The sequence below is a fragment of the Sorangium sp. So ce887 genome (genome assembly GCF_051521455.1).
Classification (GTDB): domain Bacteria; phylum Myxococcota_A; class Polyangia; order Polyangiales; family Polyangiaceae; genus Sorangium.
The window spans coordinates 463,211-484,517 of record NZ_CP150354.1 but is presented as its reverse complement, the minus strand read 5'-3'; the positions used below and the strand labels follow the sequence as shown (position 1 = coordinate 484,517).

The 21,307-nt window shown below is 74.0% G+C and carries 19 protein-coding genes; 9 read left to right on the top strand and 10 right to left on the bottom strand.

The features are described 5' to 3' along the window. Positions 1-38: 38 nt before the first annotated feature. From WMF36_RS01910 to WMF36_RS01900, 3 genes are all read right to left on the bottom strand, one after another. Complete coding sequence (locus tag WMF36_RS01910; protein WP_437577848.1) at positions 39-569, bottom strand: DnaJ domain-containing protein; 531 nt, start codon at positions 567-569, stop codon at positions 39-41. A gap of 13 nt (positions 570-582) precedes the next feature. Continuing rightward, a complete protein-coding gene (locus WMF36_RS01905; RefSeq protein ID WP_437577847.1) occupies positions 583-1,803 on the bottom strand; it encodes a GNAT family N-acetyltransferase in 1,221 nt (406 codons plus the stop codon). A 70-nt stretch (positions 1,804-1,873) separates the two neighbouring features. Continuing rightward, on the bottom strand, positions 1,874-3,037 hold the full coding sequence (locus WMF36_RS01900; protein ID WP_437577846.1) for an alpha/beta hydrolase: 1,164 nt from the start codon (positions 3,035-3,037) through the stop codon (positions 1,874-1,876). A 321-nt stretch (positions 3,038-3,358) separates the two neighbouring features. Between WMF36_RS01900 and WMF36_RS01895 the strand changes: the two genes are divergently transcribed. From WMF36_RS01895 to WMF36_RS01885, 3 genes are read left to right on the top strand one after another with little or no spacing between them, the layout of a single operon-like run. After that, positions 3,359-4,300, top strand: coding sequence for a hypothetical protein (locus WMF36_RS01895; RefSeq protein WP_437577845.1), 942 nt, complete (start codon positions 3,359-3,361; stop codon positions 4,298-4,300). 12 nt (positions 4,301-4,312) lie between these two features. Then, positions 4,313-8,995 carry a sigma 54-interacting transcriptional regulator gene (locus tag WMF36_RS01890; RefSeq protein WP_437577844.1) on the top strand — a complete coding sequence of 1,561 codons (4,683 nt, stop codon included), beginning with the start codon at positions 4,313-4,315 and terminating at the stop codon, positions 8,993-8,995. Continuing rightward, positions 8,992-9,342 (top strand): hypothetical protein, encoded by a 351-nt coding sequence (locus tag WMF36_RS01885; protein WP_437577843.1) that lies wholly within the window; start codon positions 8,992-8,994, stop codon positions 9,340-9,342. The genes WMF36_RS01890 and WMF36_RS01885 overlap by 4 nt, the downstream gene beginning before the upstream one ends. A gap of 45 nt (positions 9,343-9,387) precedes the next feature. Here WMF36_RS01885 and WMF36_RS01880 read toward each other — a convergent pair whose 3' ends face one another. The 3 genes from WMF36_RS01880 to WMF36_RS01870 all read right to left on the bottom strand — a co-directional run bounded on the left by WMF36_RS01880 (position 9,388) and on the right by WMF36_RS01870 (position 13,100). Next, positions 9,388-11,040 carry a tetratricopeptide repeat protein gene (locus tag WMF36_RS01880; protein ID WP_437577842.1) on the bottom strand — a complete coding sequence of 551 codons (1,653 nt, stop codon included), beginning with the start codon at positions 11,038-11,040 and terminating at the stop codon, positions 9,388-9,390. Between the two features lie 324 nt (positions 11,041-11,364). Then, positions 11,365-12,693, bottom strand: coding sequence for a LysM peptidoglycan-binding domain-containing protein (locus WMF36_RS01875; RefSeq protein WP_437577841.1), 1,329 nt, complete (start codon positions 12,691-12,693; stop codon positions 11,365-11,367). Then, the gene (locus tag WMF36_RS01870) at positions 12,690-13,100 is read right to left on the bottom strand and encodes a hypothetical protein (protein WP_437485873.1); all 411 of its coding nucleotides are present in this window, start codon (positions 13,098-13,100) and stop codon (positions 12,690-12,692) included. The genes WMF36_RS01875 and WMF36_RS01870 overlap by 4 nt, the downstream gene beginning before the upstream one ends. Positions 13,101-13,216: 116 nt before the next feature. Here WMF36_RS01870 and WMF36_RS01865 point away from each other — a divergent pair, with 116 nt between their 5' ends. The 4 genes from WMF36_RS01865 (at position 13,217) to WMF36_RS01850 (ending at position 16,102) form a co-directional block, all read left to right on the top strand. After that, entirely contained in the window at positions 13,217-13,735 is a 519-nt protein-coding gene (locus WMF36_RS01865; protein ID WP_437577840.1) for a hypothetical protein, read from the top strand. Next, a complete protein-coding gene (gene ruvA, locus WMF36_RS01860) occupies positions 13,732-14,352 on the top strand; it encodes a Holliday junction branch migration protein RuvA (RefSeq protein ID WP_437577839.1) in 621 nt (206 codons plus the stop codon). Before WMF36_RS01865 ends, ruvA begins: the two co-directional genes overlap by 4 nt. A gap of 148 nt (positions 14,353-14,500) precedes the next feature. Next, positions 14,501-15,613, top strand: coding sequence for an FHA domain-containing protein (locus tag WMF36_RS01855; RefSeq protein ID WP_437577838.1), 1,113 nt, complete (start codon positions 14,501-14,503; stop codon positions 15,611-15,613). 90 nt (positions 15,614-15,703) lie between these two features. Continuing rightward, positions 15,704-16,102: a (deoxy)nucleoside triphosphate pyrophosphohydrolase gene (locus tag WMF36_RS01850; RefSeq protein WP_437485865.1), complete on the top strand. Its 399-nt coding sequence runs from the start codon at positions 15,704-15,706 to the stop codon at positions 16,100-16,102. Positions 16,103-16,142: 40 nt separating this feature from the next. Here the strand turns inward: WMF36_RS01850 and WMF36_RS01845 are convergent, their stop codons facing one another. The 3 genes from WMF36_RS01845 to WMF36_RS01835 form a co-directional block, all read right to left on the bottom strand. Beyond that, on the bottom strand, positions 16,143-17,201 hold the full coding sequence (locus WMF36_RS01845; protein WP_437577837.1) for a FecCD family ABC transporter permease: 1,059 nt from the start codon (positions 17,199-17,201) through the stop codon (positions 16,143-16,145). Then, positions 17,198-18,097, bottom strand: coding sequence for a type III pantothenate kinase (locus tag WMF36_RS01840; RefSeq protein ID WP_437577836.1), 900 nt, complete (start codon positions 18,095-18,097; stop codon positions 17,198-17,200). The genes WMF36_RS01845 and WMF36_RS01840 overlap by 4 nt, the downstream gene beginning before the upstream one ends. A gap of 104 nt (positions 18,098-18,201) precedes the next feature. Beyond that, entirely contained in the window at positions 18,202-18,843 is a 642-nt protein-coding gene (locus WMF36_RS01835; protein WP_437577835.1) for an O-methyltransferase, read from the bottom strand. Between the two features lie 86 nt (positions 18,844-18,929). Between WMF36_RS01835 and WMF36_RS01830 the strand changes: the two genes are divergently transcribed. Next, a complete protein-coding gene (locus WMF36_RS01830) occupies positions 18,930-19,643 on the top strand; it encodes a hypothetical protein (RefSeq protein WP_437577834.1) in 714 nt (237 codons plus the stop codon). A 68-nt stretch (positions 19,644-19,711) separates the two neighbouring features. Next, a complete protein-coding gene (locus WMF36_RS01825; RefSeq protein ID WP_437577833.1) occupies positions 19,712-20,146 on the top strand; it encodes a hypothetical protein in 435 nt (144 codons plus the stop codon). Here the strand turns inward: WMF36_RS01825 and WMF36_RS01820 are convergent. After that, complete coding sequence (locus tag WMF36_RS01820; RefSeq protein ID WP_437577832.1) at positions 20,143-21,030, bottom strand: SDR family oxidoreductase; 888 nt, start codon at positions 21,028-21,030, stop codon at positions 20,143-20,145. The genes WMF36_RS01825 and WMF36_RS01820 overlap by 4 nt on opposite strands. Between the last annotated feature and the right edge of the window lie 277 nt (positions 21,031-21,307).

The following is a 21,307-nucleotide window of genomic DNA, read 5'->3' as shown; positions in this document are numbered from 1 at the left end:
GGGACGCTCGCGCTGCCGGGCAGCGCGGGCTGCGAGCGCTACGGGCGGCGCTTCGGGCGCGACAGCCTGGACATGACCTCGTCGTAGGCCCACTTGACGCGCATGAACTCGCGGGCGTCGCCGCCGCGATCGGGGTGCGTGACCAGCGCGAGCCGGCGGAACGCCCGCCGGACCTCGGCCGCGCCGGCGGCCTCCGTCAGGCCGAGCACCGCGAACGGCGACACGCCGCGCGCGGAGGCGGGCCGCGACGGGGCGCGCCGCGGCGGATCGGGAGGAGGCGGCGGGGGCGCCTCCTTCCGACCCGCCGCGCGCGGCCTGGGCCAGGGGGGCTCGCCGCGCAGGATGCGCGTCCAGGCCGTCGCCCACGCCGGCTCGATCTCGACGAGCGGGCGCCCGGCGGCGCGCTCGGCCTGCGCCCGCGCCTCCTCCGCGGTCCGCGCGCCGCCCTGGCTCGCGTCCGGCGGGCGGAACGGCTCGCGCGCCGGCTCATCGGTCCACCAGGCGGCCCACAGGAAGCGGCGGCGGCGCGTCGGGGTCACCGCGTAGACGCCGCGGAGCGGGAGCGTCATCGGGGCCGGGCCCTCAGAAGATCTCGGGGCACCACGGGGCGCGCGCGGCGCGGAACAGGCGATCCGCGCGCTCGATGGCGCCCTCCGAGAGCGCCTCGACCTGGCCGGCGTCGGCGAGGCACCGGAACGAGACGCCGCCGAGGTACGCCGAGCCGAGCGCCGAGATGTCGAGGCGGACGTCCGGCGCCTCGCGGGTCCGCGCCGCGCGCCGCTCGCCCCCGTGCAGCCGGAACCGGCCGGCGTTCGAGGGACATTCGCGGTCGGTGATCTCGAGCGTGAGCGGCTCGCCGCTGCCGTAGGCGCGCGCCGCGAGCGCGGCCTCGACATCCACGATGCGCACCCAGAGCCCGTCGCTCGCCGTGAGGCGCAGGCGCCGCGGCTCGACGAGGAGCAGGCCGAGCGGGTGATCCGGCGGCAGGAGGCTCGCCTCGATCCGCTGCGCCAGGTCGAGGTCGAAGAGGTAGCGCCAGACGAGCCGGGTCCCGAGCGGCGTCGCGCCGATCGCCTCGATCACGCGGATCGAGCCGATCGGGATGTGGGACGAGTCCCACCGGTGGTGCATGCAGTAGAGCGCATACGCCTCCGCGCGCCCGTCGACCTCGATCACGACGCGCTGCACGGGGCCGCCCCCCTGGCGGGCGAAGTCGTCGTCGGCCAGCCGGCGGACCTGCCACCACACCTCCGAGCGCGCGAGCATCCCCGGGGCGAACGCGCGGGCGCGCTCCCAGACGGGCGCGAAGGCCTCGAGCGCCTCCGCCTCCCCGAGCAGCCGCGCCCGGCCCTGCGCGCCCGTCTCGTGGCGGAACGCGGTGCGCTCCCGCTCGATCGAGATGGAGCACGCCTGCGACGCGAGGCCGTAGCCGAAGCGGCCGTAGATGGCGCCCTCGGTGGCCCAGAGCGAGGAGATGGGCCGCCCCTCGGCCCGCGCGTCGTCGAGGTGCCGGCGGATGAGGGACGTGAGGATGCCGCGGCGGCGGTGCGTCGAGGTCACCCCGACCATCGTGAGCCCGGCGACCGGGACGGTGCCGCCCGGCGTGGTCATCGTGAGCGAGAACGAGCCGGCGGCTCCGACGAGCGACTCGCCGTCGTAGGCGCCGAGGCGCGACGTGAGCTCCGGGAGGCGGCTCATGCCCTCGAGGCGCTCGGGGTTCGGGAGCGCGCCGAACGCGGTGAGGATGGGCTGACTGAACTCGGCCTGTTGCTCGGCGGTCATCTGCCGGAGCTCGATGTGCATGCGGCCACGATACCAAAGAAGCCGCGCATCCCGGCGCCGAGATCTCCGGCGGCGCCGTGCGCGCGGCGGCCTACGCGCTCAGCCGCTCCCGCTCTCGCGCGGCCGCACGCCGGATGCGCGTCTTCAGCCAGGCCTCGATGAGCGGCCACACCGTGAGCGGCGCGTCCCTTCCGACCACGACGTCGAGGTGGCCGCGCGGGAACTCGCGGTACGTCTTGTCCGACGAGCGGCTGAAATTGTAGGCGGGCTTCACGGACGCCGGCGGCGCGAGGTCGTCGCGCGTGCCCGCGATGATGAGCAGCGGCACGTCCAGCTGCTCGAACCGCTCGGCGTAACCGAAGAGGCTCCCCATGTGGTGGCCGCTCTTCCGCGACGCAGCCGCGTCCAGGAACATGTTCCGGAGCACCGTGATGCTGCCGCTGTCCATGGCGAGCGACATGTGCTGCGTGAGCACCCGGGTCTCCATCGAGCCCGGGACGAACCCCCGGATCGGCAGCGGAAAGATCGGGCTCTCGATGAACGCGCGCACGAACCGGAACGGCTCCCCCCACGCCGACAGCGGCAGCGCGCCCTGCCCGAGTGGGACGCGCTGGTCGACCGTCAGCATCAGCCGGCCGAGCAGCGCGAGCGCCCGCGACCCGTGCGTGAACAGGTAAGGGCTCCCGAGCGTGACGATCCCGCCCACCGCGTCGCCCATCGTCGGCGCGGTCGCGTAGCTGACGAGGCCCCCGAGCGAGTGCCCGATGAGGTACACCGGCCGCGGCCCCGAGATGCGCCGGATCTCCTCGATCGCCGCCGGCACGTCCTCGCGGACGAAATCGGTCACGTGACCCGGCCGCCGCGCCCCGAGGTGCCGCGACCGCCCGTGCCCCCGCAGATCCAGGTTGAAGACGTCGAAGCCCGCCCGCGCCAGGTAGTTCGAGAAGCTGCGCGACGGCAGGTGCCAGATGTAACGGTTCTGGCCGTACCCGTGGATCAGCAGCACGCTCGCCACCGTGTTCCGCAGCCGCGCGCTCCGCTTGCGGATCATCGCGAGCGGCACATCGTGGACGATCGCCTCCCTGTCGCCGGCCGAGTCCTCCACCCCCGGCGCGCGCGCCCCCTCGATCCCACGGCTCGCCGGCGCGATCTCGTGCGCGGTGCTGCGGACCCGCACCACCACCAGCTCCTTGATGAACCTGTCCCGCTCATCGCGGTCGACCGTCTGCTCCACGTGAGACTGGTGCAGGATCATCCTTTCCGTCTATTGCGGATTATTTTGCTGTGCGCAACCTCGGCCAGGCGCGCTTCGACGCCGTGCGACACCGGCGCCGTGGCGGCCGCCCGCGCCGTCGTCGTGCCGGGCGCGAGCGGGCGCTCTCTGGCATGCCCTGGTGGAAAAAGCTCTGCCTCGGGCGGTCCGCAGGCGTCACACGGCGCTGCGTCTCGTGTACCCTCCCCTCGGCTGGTACCCGGTGCACCGGGGCGCGCGGAGAGCCGGAGTCTGGCCTCGGCGCGTTCGTTCCGTGCATGCCCGGGTCCGGCCCTGACCTTACGCATCGCTAGGTGACCTACAATGTACCACTCGAAGATGGGTCGGCAGCTCGCGGTCGGGGTGCATGCCAGGGCCGCCGCGCTCGCCGCGCTGCTCGGCGCCGTGTGCTTCGCCGGGACTGCCCGCGCGCAGTCGGAGGACGGGCTCGACAGCAACCTGGACGACTCCCTCGCCGCGGACAAGCAGGCCAAGGACGAGCAGGCGCAGGGCGACAAGACGACGGGTGAGAAGGACAAGCTGCCGGAGACGCCGCCGGAGGCGCTGCCGGAGGCGGCCGACGACAACAGCCCGCTCGAGAAGGACGGCAAGGCCCACAAGTTCATCGGCCTCCGGCTCCGGAACGTCATCGTCCCGAAGTTCATGATCAACCTCTTTGCCGACGGCGGCGCGTCGGTGAACGTCTTCATGATCGGCCCGGAGTTCACCTCGCGCAAGAACGGGCTCGAGATCGATCTGGCCGTGTCCTACGCGGACTACTCGATGGATCCCTTCCTCTTCAAGGGGAAGAACGACAACCAGTTCGCCTGGGAGATGGTGTCGAGCGACATGAAGCTCGTCTATTTCACGAGCGATCTCCTCTTCGACGTCCCGATCGACGAGAAGGGCCGTTTCTCGTTCCTGGTCGGCGCCGGCGTCGGGATCGGCGTCGTGTTCGGCAACCTCTACCGCGCCCAGGCGTACCCGGGCGGCACGGCGTCGAGCCCGAGCCCCGACGACGTGAGCGCCTGGAACAAGTGCTCCGGCGCGGGCAGCCCCTACTGCGACGCCTCCAACAACCATTACGGCGACTACGACGAGCCGAGCTGGATCAACGGGGGCTCGAAGCCATCGGTGTTCCCGTGGATCTCGTTTCCGCAGGTGAGCTTCCGGTACAAGCCGATCAAGCAGCTGCAGACGCGGCTCGACGCCGGCTTCTCCATCACGGGCTTCTTCATGGGGCTGTCCGCCGGGTATGGCCTCTGAGCGAGGGATCAGGTGACGCCGCCTCCGCTGTTCCCCCCGCGGTATGAGCCGATCGGGACGCTCGGAAAGGGCGGCGGCGGCGAGGTGTGGGCGGTCCGCGACCGGATCACCGGCAAGGCGGTCGCGCTGAAGACGCTCGGCGAGGACGCGGACGAGCCGGAGGTGCTCGCGCTCGTCCGCGAGGCGGCGGCGCTGTCGGGCGTCGAGGGCCTCGGCGTGCCGCGCGTGCTGCGCTTCGGCCGGCTGCCCGCGTCGGGGCGGCCCTTCATGGTGCGCGAGCTCGTCGAGGGGACGAGCCTCGCCGATCTGCTCGCGCGCAAAGGCGACCTGGCCAGGAACGTCGCGGCCATCGCCGACGCGGCCGACCAGCTCACGCGCCTGCACCGCGCGCTCCTGCTGCACGGCGACGTGAAGCCCGCGAACATCATCGTCGGCGAGGACGGGCGCGCCACGCTCGTCGACCTCGGACTCGCCGCGCCGTTCCGTGACGACGGCTCGCGGCCCGTGGGCCTCACGCCCCGCTACGCCGCGCCGGAGCTCTTCAAGGGCGACCCGCTCACCGTCCGCGCCGAGGTGTTCGCCCTCGGCGCGACCCTCTCCGAGGCCCTCCGCGACAGCGCGGTCCGGCGCGATCCGAAGGTCGTCGACGCGCTCCAGGAGGTCGTCGACCGGGCCACCGCCAGGGACCCCAACGCGCGCTACCCGAGCGCGGACGAGCTCGCGAACGCGCTCCGGCGCGCCGCGCGGCTGCCCTGCGGGCAGAACGAGGAGACCGCGGGGCCGGCCGACGCGGGCGCGCGGCCCGACGCGGGCGCGGACGCGGTGGTCTGGCCGATCGTCGGGCTGGACGCGCCGTCCACGCGGCTGCTCGCGCAGATCCTGGCGCTGCCCGCGGGCGGCGGTCTCTCGATCGCCGGGCCGCCCGGATCCGGGCGGAGCGCGCTGCTCCGGCGCATCGCGTGGTCGCTCGAGGTCGGCGGGTACGCCGTCGCGTGGGTCGAGGCGGCCAGCGTGGCCGACCCGCGCGAGGCGCTCGCGATCGAGCTGTCGGGGCACGACCTCGGCCGGGTGACGGCGCTCGTCGACGACGCCGACCGGCTCGGCGACGCGGAGCGCGAGCGGCTCGACGAGGTGCGGAGGGCCGGCGGCAAGCTCGTGTTCGTGCTCGGGGAGCCGCCGGAGCGCGGGTTCGAGCGCTTCGAGATGGCGCCGCTCGACGAGCAGGTCGCCCGCGAGCTCGTGCAGCGCACCATCCCGTCGCTGAGCGACGCGGTGGCCGCGCACGTCGTCGCGCGCGCGGGCCGGTGGCCGGGGCGCATCCGCGAGATCGTCGCGCGCATCGCGCGCGCGCCCGTCGCGTCGACCGAGGACGTCGATCGGCTGCTCGACGCGCCGCCCGCCCCCCGGGCGGAGGCGTCCGGGCCGGGCGGCGCCGGCGAGGAGCGGGCGGCGCTGCCGCCCGCGGAGATCCACCGGCTGCTCGACCGCGGCCACTTCGACGCGGCCGCGGAGGCGCTCGGCCGGTACCAGGGCGACTGCTCGCCCGTCGTGGTGTCCATCCTGACGATCGCGCGCGCGCGGCTCGCCATGAACCGCGGCGACACCGCGCGGGCGCTCGCGGAGCTCGCGCGCGTGAAGGACCAGGTCGAGGCCTCGGGCGACCCCGCGCTGGCGGCGTTCTGGTCGCTGCAGATGGCCCGGGCGCTCGTCCGCACCGGCGACTACGGCGAGGCGGAGCGCCGCGCGGGCGAGGCCGTCGAGCGGGTGGGCCCGGTCAAGCTCGAGGTGGAGCTCGCCGGGGGATCGCGCTCGCAGATCGCGACCGCGTCCGCGTTCGGCGCCTCGCCCGAGGCGATCGTCGCCGAGGCGGTGGCGACGCGCGGGCTCGCGCAGAGCTTCGCCTCGCGGCACGAGGACGCGAAGCGCACGCTCGAGCACGCGGTCCGGCTCGCGCGGCTCACGGGCGAGCCGCGGATCCTGTCGGTCGCGCTCGTCTCGCTCGCGTTCGCGCTCCAGCGGGACGACCGCCTCAGCGAGGCGAAGGCGGTCTACGAGGAGGCGCTCACGGCGGCGGAGCAGGCCGGCGACGCGGGCACGCTCGCGACGACCCGCCTGAACCTCGCCGCGCTCACGAAGCTGCAGGGCGACCTCGGCGCGGCCATCCGCCACCTCGAGGCCGCCGTCGACCTGGGCCGGCGCTCGGGCCGCGTGGCGACGATCCGGCAGGCGCTCCTCAACCTCGCGAACCTCGAGCTCTACCTCGGGCGGCTCGCGCGGGCCCGGGTGTCGCTCGACGCGCTCGCCGCCCAGCGCGCGGATCTCGCGCCGCAGCAGCACGCGCAGCTGCTCGCGCTCGAGGCGGAGCACGCGGCGCGCTCCGGCGACCTCGAGCAGGCCGAGCGGCTCTGCCTGGAGTGCGCCGAGGCGTACGAGGCGATGGGCCGGCGGATCGACGGGGTCGAGGCGCGGCTCGAGCGCGTGCTCTTCGCGGTGGCGCGCGCCGGCGCGGACCCGCGCGTCCTCGGCGAGGAGATCGACGTGGCGTCGGAGCGCCTGGGGACGACCGGCGCCCACCGCGCGCTGCTCGCGCTGGCGCGCGGGCGCGTCGCGGCGCTCGCGCGCGACGAGCGGCGGGCCCGGGCTGCGTACGACGAGGCGCTCGACGCGGCGCGCGCCGCGGGCCAGCGCGACTGGATCTGGCGCGCGCTGGAGGCGCGGGCGCAGCTCGAGACGGAGCGGGGGCACCTCATCCGGGCGCGCCACGACCGCGAGGAGGCGCTGAGCACGCTGGAGGAGATCGCCTCGAAGCTGCCGCGCGACCTCCGGGAGGTCTTCTGGAACGACGGGCGGCGCAAGGAGATCCGGGCGGCGGCGATGCTCGAGCTGATGAGCAGCCGCACGGTGCCGTTCACCCAGCCGGGCGCGGCGCCCTCGCCCGGCGCGGCGCCCCAGCAGGGCGAGGACCGGCTGGCGCGGGTCCTCGAGATCAACCGGGCGATCGCGGGCGAGCACGATCTCACGCGCCTGCTCGCGAAGGTGACCGATCACGCGATCGCGCTCCTCCAGGCGGAGCGCGGGTTCATCATCCTGCAGCGGCCGCCGCGCGACGAGCCGCCACCCGCCGCCGGCGAGGCCGCGGTCGACGTCTCGATCCACGCCTCGCGCGACCAGGCCGCGGCCGACCTCTCGATCCACGCCTCGCGCGACCAGGCCGGGGACGACCCGCACGCGCGCTTCTCCAGCTCGATCGCCGAGCGGGTGATCTCCACGGGCGAGCCGGTCGTGACCGCGAGCGCGCGGGACGACGCGCGCATGAGCGATTACGTCTCGGTCCACCAGCTCATGCTGCAGTCGGTCGCGTGCGTGCCGATCCGGCAGCGGAGCGGGCAGGTGATCGGCGCGCTGTACCTGGAGACCCGCCTGAGCGCGGCGGCGAAGTTCGAGGCCGAGCTCCCCACGCTGACGGCGCTGGCCGATCAGGTGGCGATCGCGATCGAGACCGCGCGCCTCGTCAGCGAGAACGAGCGCCGCGCCCGCGAGCTCGAGCGCGCCAACGAGGAGCTGCGCGCCGCGCGCGCCAAGCTGGAGGAGCTCCTCGGCCACCGCACCGCGCAGCTCGCCGCGACGCGGCGGGATCTGCGCTCGGCGCGCGCGGTGATCCGCGGCCACTTCGGCTACGAGGGCCTGGTCGGCACGAGCGAGGCGATGCGCCGCGTGTACGCGCTGATCGACCGGGTGAAGGACACGGACATCCCGCTGCTCATCACCGGCGAGAGCGGGACGGGCAAGGAGGTCGTCGCGCGCACGATCCACAACGCGAGCCCGCGGGCGAAGAAGCCGTTCGTCGGCATCAACTGCGGCGCGATCCCGGAGCACCTGCTGGAGAGCGAGCTCTTCGGGCACGTCCGCGGCGCGTTCACGGGCGCCGATCGCGACCGCAAGGGGCTCTTCCGGGAGGTGACCGGCGGCACCATCCTGCTCGACGAGATCGGCGAGATGCCGCAGAAGATGCAGGCGGGCCTGCTCCGGGTGCTGCAGGAGAAGGTCGTCCGTCCTGTCGGGGGCGCGCGCGAGGAGCCGGTCGACGCGCGGGTCATCGCGGCGACGCACCGGGACCTCGCCGACATGGTCTCGCGCGGCACGTTCCGCGAGGATCTCTTTTACCGGCTGCACGTCGTCGAGGTGCGGGTCCCGGCGCTGCGCCAGCGGATCGAGGACATCCCGCTGCTCATCGACTACTTCCTCGGGATCTTCGCCGCGCGCTACGGCCGCGATCGGCGCAGCGTCTCGCGCGCCGCGCTGAAGCGGCTGTCGGCGTACAGCTGGCCCGGCAACGTGCGGCAGCTCGAGAACGTGCTGCTCAACGCGTGGGTCCTCTCGGACCGCCCCGAGCTGGAGAGCGACGATTTCGAGCTCCCCGACGCGGCGCCGCGGTCGCTGCGGAGCGCCGAGGCCGCGCCCCCGTCGCGCGCGCCGCTCGGCGGCGGTGGCGCTCCTGCGAGCGCCGGCCGGGCGCCGCCGTCGAGCGACCTTCACCGCCTCGGGACGTCGCTCGACGCGCACAGGGCGAGCGAGCGAGAGCGGATCCTGGTTGCGCTCTCGAGCTGCAACTGGAACCGGGTGAAGGCGGCGCAGGTGGTGGGCCTGCCCCGCCGGACGTTCTACCGGCGCCTGAAGGAGTACGGGATCCAGTGAGCGATCGATCGAACCTCGCCGCCTCCATCGACGGCGCGCCCCTCCCCGACGAGGAGGCGCGCGATCTGTGGACGCGGTTCAGCCGGTACATGGATGAGCACCGCGGCGACGCGGCGGGCTTCGCGCGCGAGAACGGCTACGTCAGCGTGACGCCGACCTTCGAGCGCGGACAAGCGCTGCTCGTGGTCCGGACGACGGAGGCGCCGCCGGAGCAGCCCGCGCCGCGCCGCGATGACGCCGGCTCGCCGGCCGCGCGCGGCGGCGCCGGCAAGCCGCCCCCACGCCGCAGCGGCAAGCCGACCCCGCGCGGCAGCGGCAAGCCTGCGCGCGGCAGGCGGCAGCGCTGAGCGCCCGTCAGCCGGCGCGATCGCGGGCGCCGGACGCGCTGTGGTTCAATACCGGTCTCGCTCGAGGCGCCTCGGGCTGTTTGGCACCTTGGAGTCGCGCGTGGCGCGCTCCTCCTGGCGCTCGGTGATCCGCCCCGAGAGGACCGCCTCCGCCAGCTCGCGGACCTCGGCGCTCGTCGCGCGATCGACGCGCGCGAGCGCCTGCTCGGCCGCGGCGCGGGCCTCGGCCGCGCGGCCGCCGAGCGCGTGCGTCCGGGCAATCTCGGCGAGCGTCGCGGAGAGCTCCGAGGCGTTGCCGGCGACGTCCAGCAGCCGCTTCGCGCTCAGATAAAGCTCGAGCGCCGCGCCGAGATCCCCCTGGATGCGCACCAGATCGCCGCGCGCCCGGAGCACGCCGGCCTGGCCTGCGCCGTCCTCGAGCACCTCGAACAGCGCGAGCGCCTGCTCGTAGTCCGAGAGCGCGCCCTCCAGGTCCGACGCGTCGGCCGCCGCGACCCCCACGAGCTCGGCCACAAGCTCGAACTGCCTGCGGCGGAGATCGCCCCGCGCCTTGAGCGTCGCGGCCTGGCCCCGGCGCTCGAAGCCGGTGCGGAACAGCGCGAGCGCCCGATCGTAGTCGCGCACCGCGTCCACGAGATCCTCCTGCAGCGAGCGCAGATCCCCCCGCGCCTTCAGCACGGCGGCCTGGCCCAGCACGTCGCGCGTCGCCGAGAACAGCTCGAGCGCCTGATCGTAATCGCGCTCGGCGCCCAGGAGATCCCCCTGCCGGGTCCGGAGGTCGCCGCGCGCCTTGAGCACGCCGGCGTGCCCGAGGTGGTCCTCGGTGGCCTGGTACAGCGTGAGGGCCCAGTCGTAGTCGCGCGCCGCGCCCGTCACGTTGTCCTGGCCGAGCCGCATGTCGCCGCGCCCCTTGAGCACGCTGGCCTGCCCGCTCCGATCCCCCGCGCCCTGGAAGAGCGCGAGCGCGGTGCTGTAGTCGCGCGCCGCGCCCGGCAGGTTGCGGAGGCGGACGCGCAGATCGCCGCGCGACTTGAGCGCCCGCGCGTGCGCGGCGCCGTGCGGGCGGGCGCGGGGCGACTCCGTGGGCCCCTGGCCGTCGGCGCCTTCGGCGGCCCCGCGCGACCCGGCGCGGGGCTTGAGCGGCTCGCGATCGCCGAGCTGCAGGAAGACGTGGACCGCCAGATCGTAGTCGCAGACCGCGCCGCCGAGATCGCCCTCCTCGGCGCGCGCGAAGCCCCGCGCCCGCAGCGCGTCCCCCTCCCCCGCGCGGTCGCCCGCGGCCTGGAACAGCGCGAGCGCCTCGTCGTAGTCGCGCACCGCCTGGACGGGGACCCCCTCCCGCAGGCGCAGCGCGCCGCGATCCATGAGCACCTGGGCCTGGCCGAGCACGTCGCCCGAGGCCTGGAACATCGCGAGCGCCTCGTCGTAGTCGCGCCCGGCGCTCACGGTGTCGTTCCGCCGGAGCAGCAGGTTGCCGCGCTCCCGCAGCGCGTGGCCGCGCGCCTCCGGCGCCGTGCCGTTGAGGCTCGGAGGCGCGGCGCTCGATCGGGGCCCCCGCATCGCGCTGTCACCGAGCACCTCGGCCAGCGATCCGCTCTTCGAGGCGCAGCGATCCAACGCGCTGTCGAACGAGCGCTGCGTGGGAGGATCTCCATCCACGCCCTTCAGCTCGGACTGGGCTTCTGAGCGGCGACGCATGATAGACGGAACATCATACCGCGGCGGCGCCCCCCTCGTGGGGACATTGCGCCGGCGGCCGCGCGCTCACGCACATTCCGCTGCCGGGCCTTCCACGCCTACGGTCCGTTCCCGTACGCGCGTCCACGCGTCCACGTACATTCCAATTTCGCGCTTTTCGTCGCGGTCAGCGCGGCGCTCGGCCGCGCCGTCCGGGTCGCGAGCGGCGGCGCGCCGGCCGCCGCGCGCCACGGTTCGCTCCCTCACGCAGGCGGCGTCGGCGCGACCTCGCGCGGGCGGCGCGACCTCGCGCGGCGCGACCTCCGCCGCGCCGCGGCGAGGCGGTCAGAGGCCCTTGCGCGAGATGAGCACCGCGTCCCGCTCGACCTCGTGCATCGCCTGCGTCACGAGCGCCGCGGCGGTGCGCTCGCGCACGTGCATGACGCGCAGCTCGGCGTAGGTCTCGTCCGGCAGCAGCTCCTCGTCGACGCCGAACTTCGGCGCGTCGACCTGCGCCGGCCGCTCGTCCTGCAGCCGCGGCCTGAGCGTCGCCAGCTTGCCGGCGCCCCCGAGCTGCTGCACCCAGCGGTCGCCGCGCCGGACCGCGAAGAAGCGCTGCCCCACCTTCACGCCGTCCTTCTCGCCCTTGTCGATGAACACCACCTGGTGCTGCCCGAAGAGCTGGTAGGGGTAGATCGCCGCGATGATCCTCGCCTCGAGGTCCTGCTCGGCGCTCGCCGGCGGCACCACGTCGAAGCGGCGCACCACCGAGCCGACCCTGTCCCCGCGCTCGACGACGTCGAGCGACTCGATGAGCCGCGCGCGCACCATGTGCGTCTTCGGGTTGTAGCGGTCCACGCGCGCCGTGCCGCGCACGGTCACGAGCTCGCCCTTCGCGTCGCCGCCGCTCCTCACCTTCTTGATCTCGCGAAAGATCGTGAGGTCGTCGCCGATCGCGACGTCGTGATCGTCCGAGAGACGGAGGTAGACGTCGTCGCCCTCGCTGAGGAGCATCTGGTCCTCGGGGCTGGCGACGAGCTCCCCCCACGTGTCCTTCTCGACGTCGTCGACCCAGCCGAGGTCGCGCAGGAAGATCGTCTTCGCCGGCACCCGCGACCCGCGACCCGCCTGCCTCGCCCCGAGCCCGATGCTGCCGCGCGTCGGGCCTTCGTTCGGGTCGCGGAGCCGGATCCGGTCGCCCGGGTAGATCCAGTGCGGGTTCTGGAGCTGCGGGTTCAGCGCCCAGACCTGCGGCCACGCGTAGGGGTTCGTGTAGTACCTGCCCGAGATGTCCCAGAGCGTGTCGCCGCGCCGCACCGAGTGCGACTCGGGCACGAACTGCCCCTCGACGACGTAGCTCCCGCCCGCGCTGCCCCGCACCGAGGCGGGGCCCTCGCTGCGGCGGCCCAGATCGAAGCCGTCCGACGGGCGGGACGTGTCCGTGGTGCCCCGCGAGCTCGAGGGCAGGTGGGCGTTCGGATCGAACCCCGGCTGCGGGTAGCCCGGCACCACGACCTGCGTCTCGACGGTCGGCTCGGCCTGCGGGAGCTGGACCACGGTGACGCCCGGACCCTGACCGGCGCCGGCGCCCTCCTCCTGGGCCAGCGCCAGCGTCGACGCCGCGGCGAGCGCCAGGGAGACCGGGACCAGCGTTGCCTTCGCGTGGAACTTCATCGATTGCGCCTCGACAGGGTGGAGGGTGGCGGGCTCGGCGGCGTCGATCCGCCGCCCGGAGGCTCGTCGATCACGACGCCTTTCGCGGTCGAGCGGAGCACCGGCGGCCGCGCGCCGCCGTCCTCCGGCGCGAGCCGCACCACCTCGAGGTCAGGCCTGTCCGGCTCCTCCGGGGCCGCGGCGCGCGCCTCGGCCTCGCCCGGGCGCGCCGCGCCGCGCGGAGCGGCCCGCGAGCGCTCCAGCGAGCCCACCCGGTCCGAGAGCACCGCGTTGTCCGCGCGCACCCTGACGAGCTCCGCGCGCAGCTCGGAGAGCTGCTGTCCGACCGCGTCCCGCCCCCCGCCGCACCCGGCGGAGAGCGCGGCGAGCGTGAGCCCCATCGAGCAGATGCCCAGGCCAGTCCTCATGCAGCGCCCAGCCTACCCGCCGCCGCGCCGGCCGGCCAAACGCACGGCGATCTCGCGCGTTACAGAGCGCGCGCAGTTCTGCTAGGGTCGCGCCATCCCAGATGGAGCTGCGAGGGGTGAACGTGCGGAAACTCTTCTTGATTTTCCTGATCGCGACGGCGGGCGCCGCGTGCGGCGACGGCGACCCGGAGCCCTCGGCGACCGAGTGCTTCGATTACAGCACATTCGACGGAGCGACCCCCGAGGTGAGCTTCGCGACCGACGTCCTCCCGATCTTCCAGCGGTCCTGCTCGTTCAGCTCGACCTGCCACGGCGCCGAGGCCGGCTCGGCCGGGTTCACGTACCTCGGCCCGGGGCTGAGCGAGCAGGCCACGCCGGCCCAGATCGACGCGATCGTGGCCCAGAACGTCGGCGCCGCGTCGCGGGCGCCGTCCGGGATGCCGCGGATCGCGGCCGGCGACCCCGCGAACAGCTTCCTCATGCACAAGATGGACGACACCCTGAGCTGCGGGGACCTCGAGTGCGCCCCCGATCAACAGTGCGGGGAACCGATGCCCTACACCGGCGACACCCTGGCCGCGGCGGAGCGCGACGCCGTCCGCCGGTGGATCCAGCAAGGGGCCAAGGTCAATTGATCGGCCGGCTCTCCGGCCACGTCGTCGAAGAGGGCGACGAGGGCACGGTGGTGCTCGACGTCGGCGGGGTCGGCTACGAGGTGACGGTCCCGCTCGGCGCCCTGGGGCGCGCGCGCGGCATCGCCGCGCCGGCCGGCTCGGACGCGATCACCCTGTTCGTCCACACCCACGTGCGCGAGGACGCGCTCCTCCTCTACGGCTTCGCGACGCGCGAGGACCGGGCGGCCTTCCGCATGCTCATCGGCATCTCCAGCATCGGCCCGAAGATCGCGGTGGCCATCCTCAGCGCGCTCGGCGCGGGGGAGCTCGCCGCGGTGATCGCCCGCCGGGAGACCGCGCGCCTCACCGCCATCCCCGGCGTCGGCAAGAAGACCGCCGAGCGGCTCGTGCTCGAGCTGAAGGACAAGCTCGTCCACCTCCCCTCGGTCCCGCTCTCCTCCGCGGCCTCGCCGCCCGCGGTCAGCGCCGCGAAGCAGGACCTCCTGCACAGCGCGCTCACCCGCATGGGCTACCGGCCGGCCGAGGCCGAGCGGGCCGTCACCGCCCTCGGCGCGCGCGTCGACAGCGCCCCGCTCGGGGACCTCGTGCGCGACGCGCTCGCGATGCTGTCCAAGTGATGCGCCCGCGCGAGGCGAGCCGCCGCCCGCTCCGGGCCCTAAGCGCACAGAGGTGCGACAGACAGTCGACAGAAGGCGGCCGCGGCGAATATGCTCCCGCCGCCGTTCGCCTTGGGACCCCGTCGGTCGCTCGTTGTGAGGAGGCCTGGTGATCACCTGCCCGAAGTGCTCTAAGGAAAATCAGGACCATTACAAGTTCTGCCTCGGCTGCGGCGCCGAGCTGCCTCGCGACGTTTCGCCGAAAAAGTTCGCGCCGGGCACGCCGCCCCATGGCGTGCCGGCGGCTTCGCGGTCGAACAACAACTACGGCGATGAGCCGACCGCCATCGGCACCGGCGCCCACAAGGGGGCCCCGGGCGCGCTCCCGCCGCCCGCGCTCGTCGACCCCGCGGCGTTCATGGCGCCGGTCCGGGGCGAGGACACCGGCACGAGCAGGAAGGCCGCAGCCGCAGCCGCCGCGCAGCCGTCGACGCCCGCGGCGTCGGCCGGCGCGGGGACGGTCGTCTGCCCGCAGTGCCAGGAGCCCAACCCGCCGTCGAACAAGTTCTGCGCGCTCTGCGGCTTCAAGCTCCTCAAGCCGACGGGCCTGTCCGTGCAGCCGCCCGCGCCGGTCGTGTCCACGTCGGGCGCCGCGAGCGTGGTGCTGACCGCGCTCCGGGCCGACGGCACCGAGGCCGGCACGTACACCCTGCCCGCGAACCCCACGACGATCGGGCGCGACGCCGGCGCGATCTTCGGCGGCGACAGCTACCTCTCCCCGCGCCACGCCACGTTCTCGATCAAGGGCGGGCGGCTGTTCGTCAAGGACGAGAGCTCGCTGAACGGCGTCTACCGCAGGCTGCGCAGGGACACGCCGGTGCAGCTCGACACCGGCGACGTCTTCCGCGTCGGCCAAGAGATCGTCCGCCTGGAGTCGCTCGCCCCCGCGCCCGCGACGCCCGACGGGGTCGAGCGGCTCGGCAGCCCCTCGAAGGGCTACGTCGCCCGGCTGGCGCTGATCATCGGCAGGGACGCGACCGGCAACGCGTTCCCCGTCCCCGACACCGGCCTGCACCTCGGGCGCGAGCGCGGCGACATCCTCTTCCCCGAGGACGGCTACGTCTCGGGGCTCCACTGCCAGATCTCGCTCCAGGGCGGCCGGCTGTTCCTCACGGACCTCGGCAGCTCGAACGGCACCTTCCTCCGCGTCCTCGGCGAGACCGAGATCACGGGGGGCGACATCCTGCTCATGGGTCAGCAGCTGTTCCGCGTGTCCGTGTGAGGCCGCGCGACCTGGGCCCCGAGGACGCGACCGTCCCGCTCGCACAACCCCGCGCCCCGTCGTACGCTGGGCGTCGCTGAGGCACTCGCCATGGAAATGGTCCGCACCATCCGCGTGGTCGCCGCCGTGATCGAACAGGACGGCCGCTACCTCATCACCCAGCGCCGCCCGACCGCCGTGCTGCCGATGCTCTGGGAGTTCCCGGGTGGACGCGTGGAAGAGTCCGAGACCGACGCGGCCGCGCTGAAGCGCGAGGTCCGGCACCGGCTCGGCGTCGAGATCGACGTGCGCCAGCTGATCTCGTTCGTGAGCCACCCGTACGAGCGCTACGTCGTCGACCTGTACCTCTACGAGTGCCACATCGAGAGCGGCGAGCTCGCGTCGCTGGCCGTGAACGCCTTCCGGTGGGTCACGAGCGCCGAGTTCGATCGCTACCCGTTCACGCCGGCCGACGAGGCCAGCATGAACAAGCTCCTCGGCATGGCCTGACGCCCCCGCGCCGGTCCGACATCGGCCCGGCGCGCCCCCTTCACATGCGCGGCGAGCGCCGCAGCAGCGCGAGGAACAGCGGCCCGCCGAGGACCGCGGTCACCGCGCCCACGGGCGGCTCCGTGCCGAGCCACCGGAACAGGAGCCGCGCGACGAGGTCGCACGTCGTCAGCAGCACGGCGCCGGCGACGAGCGACAGCGGCAGGAGCCGCCGGTGATCCGCGCCGGCCAGCCGGCGGACCGCGTGCGGGACGATGAGCCCGACGAAGCCGATGAGGCCGGTGCGGCTGACGATCGCGCCGACCACGCACGAGGACGCGAAGAAGATCCGGCGCTCGACGGCGCGCACCTCGACGCCCAGGGTCCCGGCCGACTCGTCGCCGAGCGAGAGGAGGTTCAGGCGCGCGGCGTCGGCCAGGAGCACCGCGCAGCCCGCGACGACGTAGGCGGCGACGCCGAGGAGGGCCGAGGTCGTGGGCAGCTCGATGAAGCCGATGAGCCACCGGAGCAGCTGCTGGGAGCGCGAGGGGGAGACGACCGTCTTGAGGAAGGAGATGAGGCCGGCGGCGATCGAGTTCACGATCACGCCGGCGAGGAGCATCGAGGCGCCGGAGGTGCCCTGGGCCGCGCCGCGCGCGATGGCGTAGACGAGCACCGTCGCGACAAGGCCGCCGACGAGCGCCGCCGCGGGCAGGAGCGTGGCGCCGAGGACGGTCGCCGAGCCGACGCCGAGCGCGATCGCGACCGAGGCGCCGAGCGCGGAGCCGCCGGAGACGCCGAGCACGTACGGCTCGGCGAGCGGGTTCTGGAGCAGCGCCTGGAACGCGGCGCCCACGGCCGCGAGGCCGGCGCCGGAGATGGCCGCGAGGAGCACGCGCGGCAGGCGCACATCGAGGAGGAGCGTCCGGTCGAGGCCCGGGCCCGCGAGGGCGCGCTCGACCGAGACGGGCTCGGCGCCGAGGAGGACCGCGAGGAGCAGCGCGCCGACGAGCACCACGGGCGCCGCGACGACGGCGAGCGAGCCCCGGGGCGCGCGGCCGGACGCGGGCGCCGCGGCGGGGGCGCGCGCGGGATCGCGGCCGGACGCGGGCGTCGTCAATCCTGGCCGCCTCCGCGCGCCGCGGGCGGCTGCGTGGCGGGGCCGCTGTTGCGCTCGGCGTTCCGCTCGTAGATGAGGCGCAGCCCGGTGAGCGTCAGGTCGTCGTCGACCTCCTCGATCGTCTCGGTCTGCGGCGCGATGAGCCGCGCGAGGCCGCCCGTCGCGATGACCCGGCACGGGTAGCCGAGCTCCCGCCGGAGTCGGGTCACGAGCCCGTCGACGAGCCCGGCGTAGCCGTACACGATGCCCGACTGCATCGAGTGGACGGGGTTGCGGCCGACGACCCGGGGCGGGAGGGCGATCTCCACGCGGGACAGCCGCGCGGCGCGCGAGAAGAGCGCCTCGGCGCTGATCTGGATGCCCGGCGCAATGACGCCGCCCAGGTACTCGCCCTTCGGGGTGACGCAGTCGAACGTCGTCGCCGTGCCGAAGTCGACGACGATGACGCCGGTGGCGGCGTGATCGCCCCGGCCGGGATCGGCCGCGGGCTCGCGCGCCGGCGCGGAGCGGGGCGCGGGCTCTGGCAACCGCTTGATCCACTCGTGCGCCGCGACCGCGTTGACGATCCGGTCGGCGCCGACCTCGCGCGGGTTCTCGTAGAGGATGGCCATGCCGGTCTTGATGCCCGGGCCCACGACGAGCGGCTCGATCCCGAACGCCCGCTCGACGAGCCCCACCATCGTGTCGGTCAGCGTCGGCACGACGCTGGCGATGATCGCGCTGTCGATGCGGGCCAGATCGACGCGGCGGAGGTCGAGCATCTGCCGGACGAGCACGGCGTACTCGTCCGCGGTGCGCGAGCGCGCGCTCTCGCACCGGAGGTGGTGCTGCAGCACCACGCCCTCCAGCACCCCGAAGCTGATGTTGGTGTTCCCGACGTCGATGGTGAGCAGCATGCTGGGCTGGACTCTAGCGCCGCGCGCCCTGGACTCCGCCAGGATTTCGGACGCGCGCGGGCCGGCGCCTGCGCGGGCCCGCGCGCGCGGAGGGCCCTGGCCGCTCAGCGCTTGCGCGCGAGCGTCACCCCGTCGCGAACGGAGAGCATGACCTTCTCGACCCGGGGATCGCGGTAAACGAGATCGTTGAAGGCGGCGATGGCGCGGCCGTCGACCGTCTGGGGGGCGAGGACCTCGCCGCTCCAGAGGGTGTTGTCGGCGACGATCAGCCCGCCGCGGCGGACGCGCGGGAGGACCTCCTCGTAGTAGGTCGAATAGCGCTCCTTGTCGGCGTCGATGAACACGAGATCGAAGGTCGGGCTCGCCGGCAGGGCGCGGATCGTGTCGAGCGCGTCGCCGAGGGCGATCCTGATCTTCTTGCCGTGCTCGCTGCGGTCGAAGAACGACCGGGCGACGCGGCTCACGTCCGGGTCGCGGTCGCAGGTGATGAGCTCGCCGTCCGGCGGGAGCGCCTCGGCCATGCTGAGGGCCGAGTAGCCCGTGAAGGTGCCGATCTCCAGCACGCGGCGCGCCTGCATGAGGGCGACGAGCAGCTTGAGCAGGGTGCCCTCGACCCGCCCCACTTGCATGCCGGCGCTCGGCTCGTTGGCGAGGGTGTGCTCGCGCAGCTCGTCGAGGAGCGCGGGGGGCGGCTCGGTGTGGTCGTGGACGTAGCGCTCCAGGTCTCGATCGATGATGAGGGCCATGAGGACGTTCCTTGGTCGGGCCACGGTAGCACGCGGGCTCCGCCCCCCACCTTGAGCTACCGCCGGCCTTCGGGGTAGCGTCGACCATGGCCCGTTCTTCCTGGAAGAAGTGCGCTGTTGTGGCGCTCCTCGCATCGGCCTGCAGCTCGGCGCCGGGCAGCCCCGGGACGGGCGGGGCCGGCGGTGCGGGCGCGGGCGGTGCGGGCGCGGGCGGCGCCGGTCCGGCGGGCGCGGGCGGCGCGGGCGCCGGGGGAAGCGGCGGGGCGAGCTCCGTCGCGACCGGCGGCGGGGCGGGCGGCGGCGGGGCGGGCGGAGCACCGGAGTACGCCTGCGCTTCGCTCGGCGACCCGTGCACGACGTGCCTCGCGCTGCGCTGTCAGGAGAGCTATTGCGCGTGCCAGCGGAGCGCGGAGTGCGACGCGCTGGCCAACTGCTTTCTCGGCTGCGCCACGGGAGACGAGCCGTGCCGGCAGAGGTGCATGACCGCGCACAAGGCGGGCATCTCTGACGTGTTGCTCGAAGGCGGCTGTGCGGCCGAGCGGTGCGACGCGCAGTGCCCGTCGCGCGCTCCGCTGTCTCCCTGCGGGTCCTGCCTTTACGCGCGGTGCGCCGCCGAGATGAACGCGTGCGTCGCCGACCCGGTGTGCAGGGGGCTGCTCGCGTGCACCGACGCGTGCGCCGCCGACGACGCCGATTGCCCCGGGGTGTGCGCCATGCTGTACGAGAGCGGCGCGCCGGCCGCCGCCGAGGTCTTCGCGTGCGAAGGGGCGCAGTGCAGCGTCGATTGTGAGGAGCGGTGAGCCGCCGCGGTCCGCGGCGCGGCGCCGCGGGGGTCGACGCCAAAGGGGAATGGGCCTAACATCTGGCTGTGCCTCTCCGCGGATTGATCGAGCTCGAGCGGAACCCGTATACGGCCGTCTACCACGACCCGGCCCAGCAGCTCGTGTTCCTCAAGCGGTTTTCGCCGCCCTATCCGAGCCTCGGGGAGGTCGAGCAGAACTTCCAGCGCCTGGAGCAGGCGCTCGGGATCATCTCCAGACCGCGCTCTCTCCTGTTCGTGGACGCCCGGGACGCACCGATGCGCAACGACGACCGGTTCGAGGCGACGTTCGCGCCGTCCAACGCGCGGTTGATGCAGGGGTTCAAGAAGACGGCGGTCCTCCTGAAGAGCGCGATTGGGGTGCTCCAGGTGGAGCGGCTCTCGAAGGGGCAGGTCAGGCCGGTGGGCACCTTCACCCGGCCCGAGGAGGCGCTCCTCCACCTCGGTGTCCGCATCGATCTGACGCAGTTCAGCGGCTCCTAGAGCGGCTTGCCGCCCGTGACGCCGAGCACCTCGCCGTTGATGTAGCTGGCCTCGTTCGAGGCCAGGAACACGAACGCAGGGGCGAGCTCGGCCGGCTGCGCAGGGCGCTGCATCGGGGAGTCCTTGCCGAAGGTGGCCACCTTCTCCTCCGGGAACGACTGCTGGATGAGCGGCGTCCAGACGGGGCCGGGCGCCACGGTGTTGACCCGGATGCCGCGCTGGATGAGGTCCTGCGCCAGGCCCTTGCTGAAGGTGACGATCGCCCCCTTCGTGGACGCATAATCGAGGATAGTCGGGCTCGGCTGATACGCCTGGATCGAGGCGACGTTGATGATCGAGCTGCCTTCCTTCATGTGCGGCAGCGCGAGCCGGACGAGGTGGAACATCGCGAGGATGTTCACGCGGAACGTGCGCTCCAGGCGCGCGGCGTCGATGTCCTCGAACCGCTCGGCGGCCTTGCCCTGCTCCGCCGCGTTGTTCACCAGGATGTCGATCCGCCCGAACTTGCGCGCCGTCTCCTCGACCACCTTCCGGCAATGGGCCTCGTCGGCCAGATCCCCGGGGATCGTGATCGCATCGCGCCCCGCCTCCTTGACGACCCGCGCCGTCTCCTTCGCGTCCTCGTGCTCGCTCAGGTAAGAGAGCGCCACGTGGGCCCCCTCCCGGGCGAACGCGAGCGCGACGGCGCGGCCGATCCCGCTGTCGCCGCCGGTGATCAGCGCGACGCGGTCCTTCAGCCGGCCGAGCCCCTTGTACGACGACTCGCCGTAATCGGGCCTCGGATCCATCTTGGCCTCGATGCCGGGCCGGTCCTGACTCTTGCCCTCGAAAGGCGGCTTCGGGCCCGCGCCCTTCGGATCCTCGCTCGGTCCAGTGTTCTGCATGCCTCCTCCTGATGCCGTTTCGTGGTGAGAGGCCGATCGCCCTCCCAGCGGTACATGGCAATAAGAACGGCAGGCCAGCCCGACCATCGGTCGCAGCCTGCACTCTGGATCAGAGCTCCCCCTACCCGGCCGCACGAGCGGCCATCACCGCCGGGGCCTCCGTGCGCCGTGAAGGCGCCAGGTGGCTTTCCGCGATCGAGCGCGGGGCGCGGCGGCGAACGCGCGCGCGGCGCGGCGGCCCGATGAGCCCGCGATGGCCCCGCCAAGTCAAGGCTTG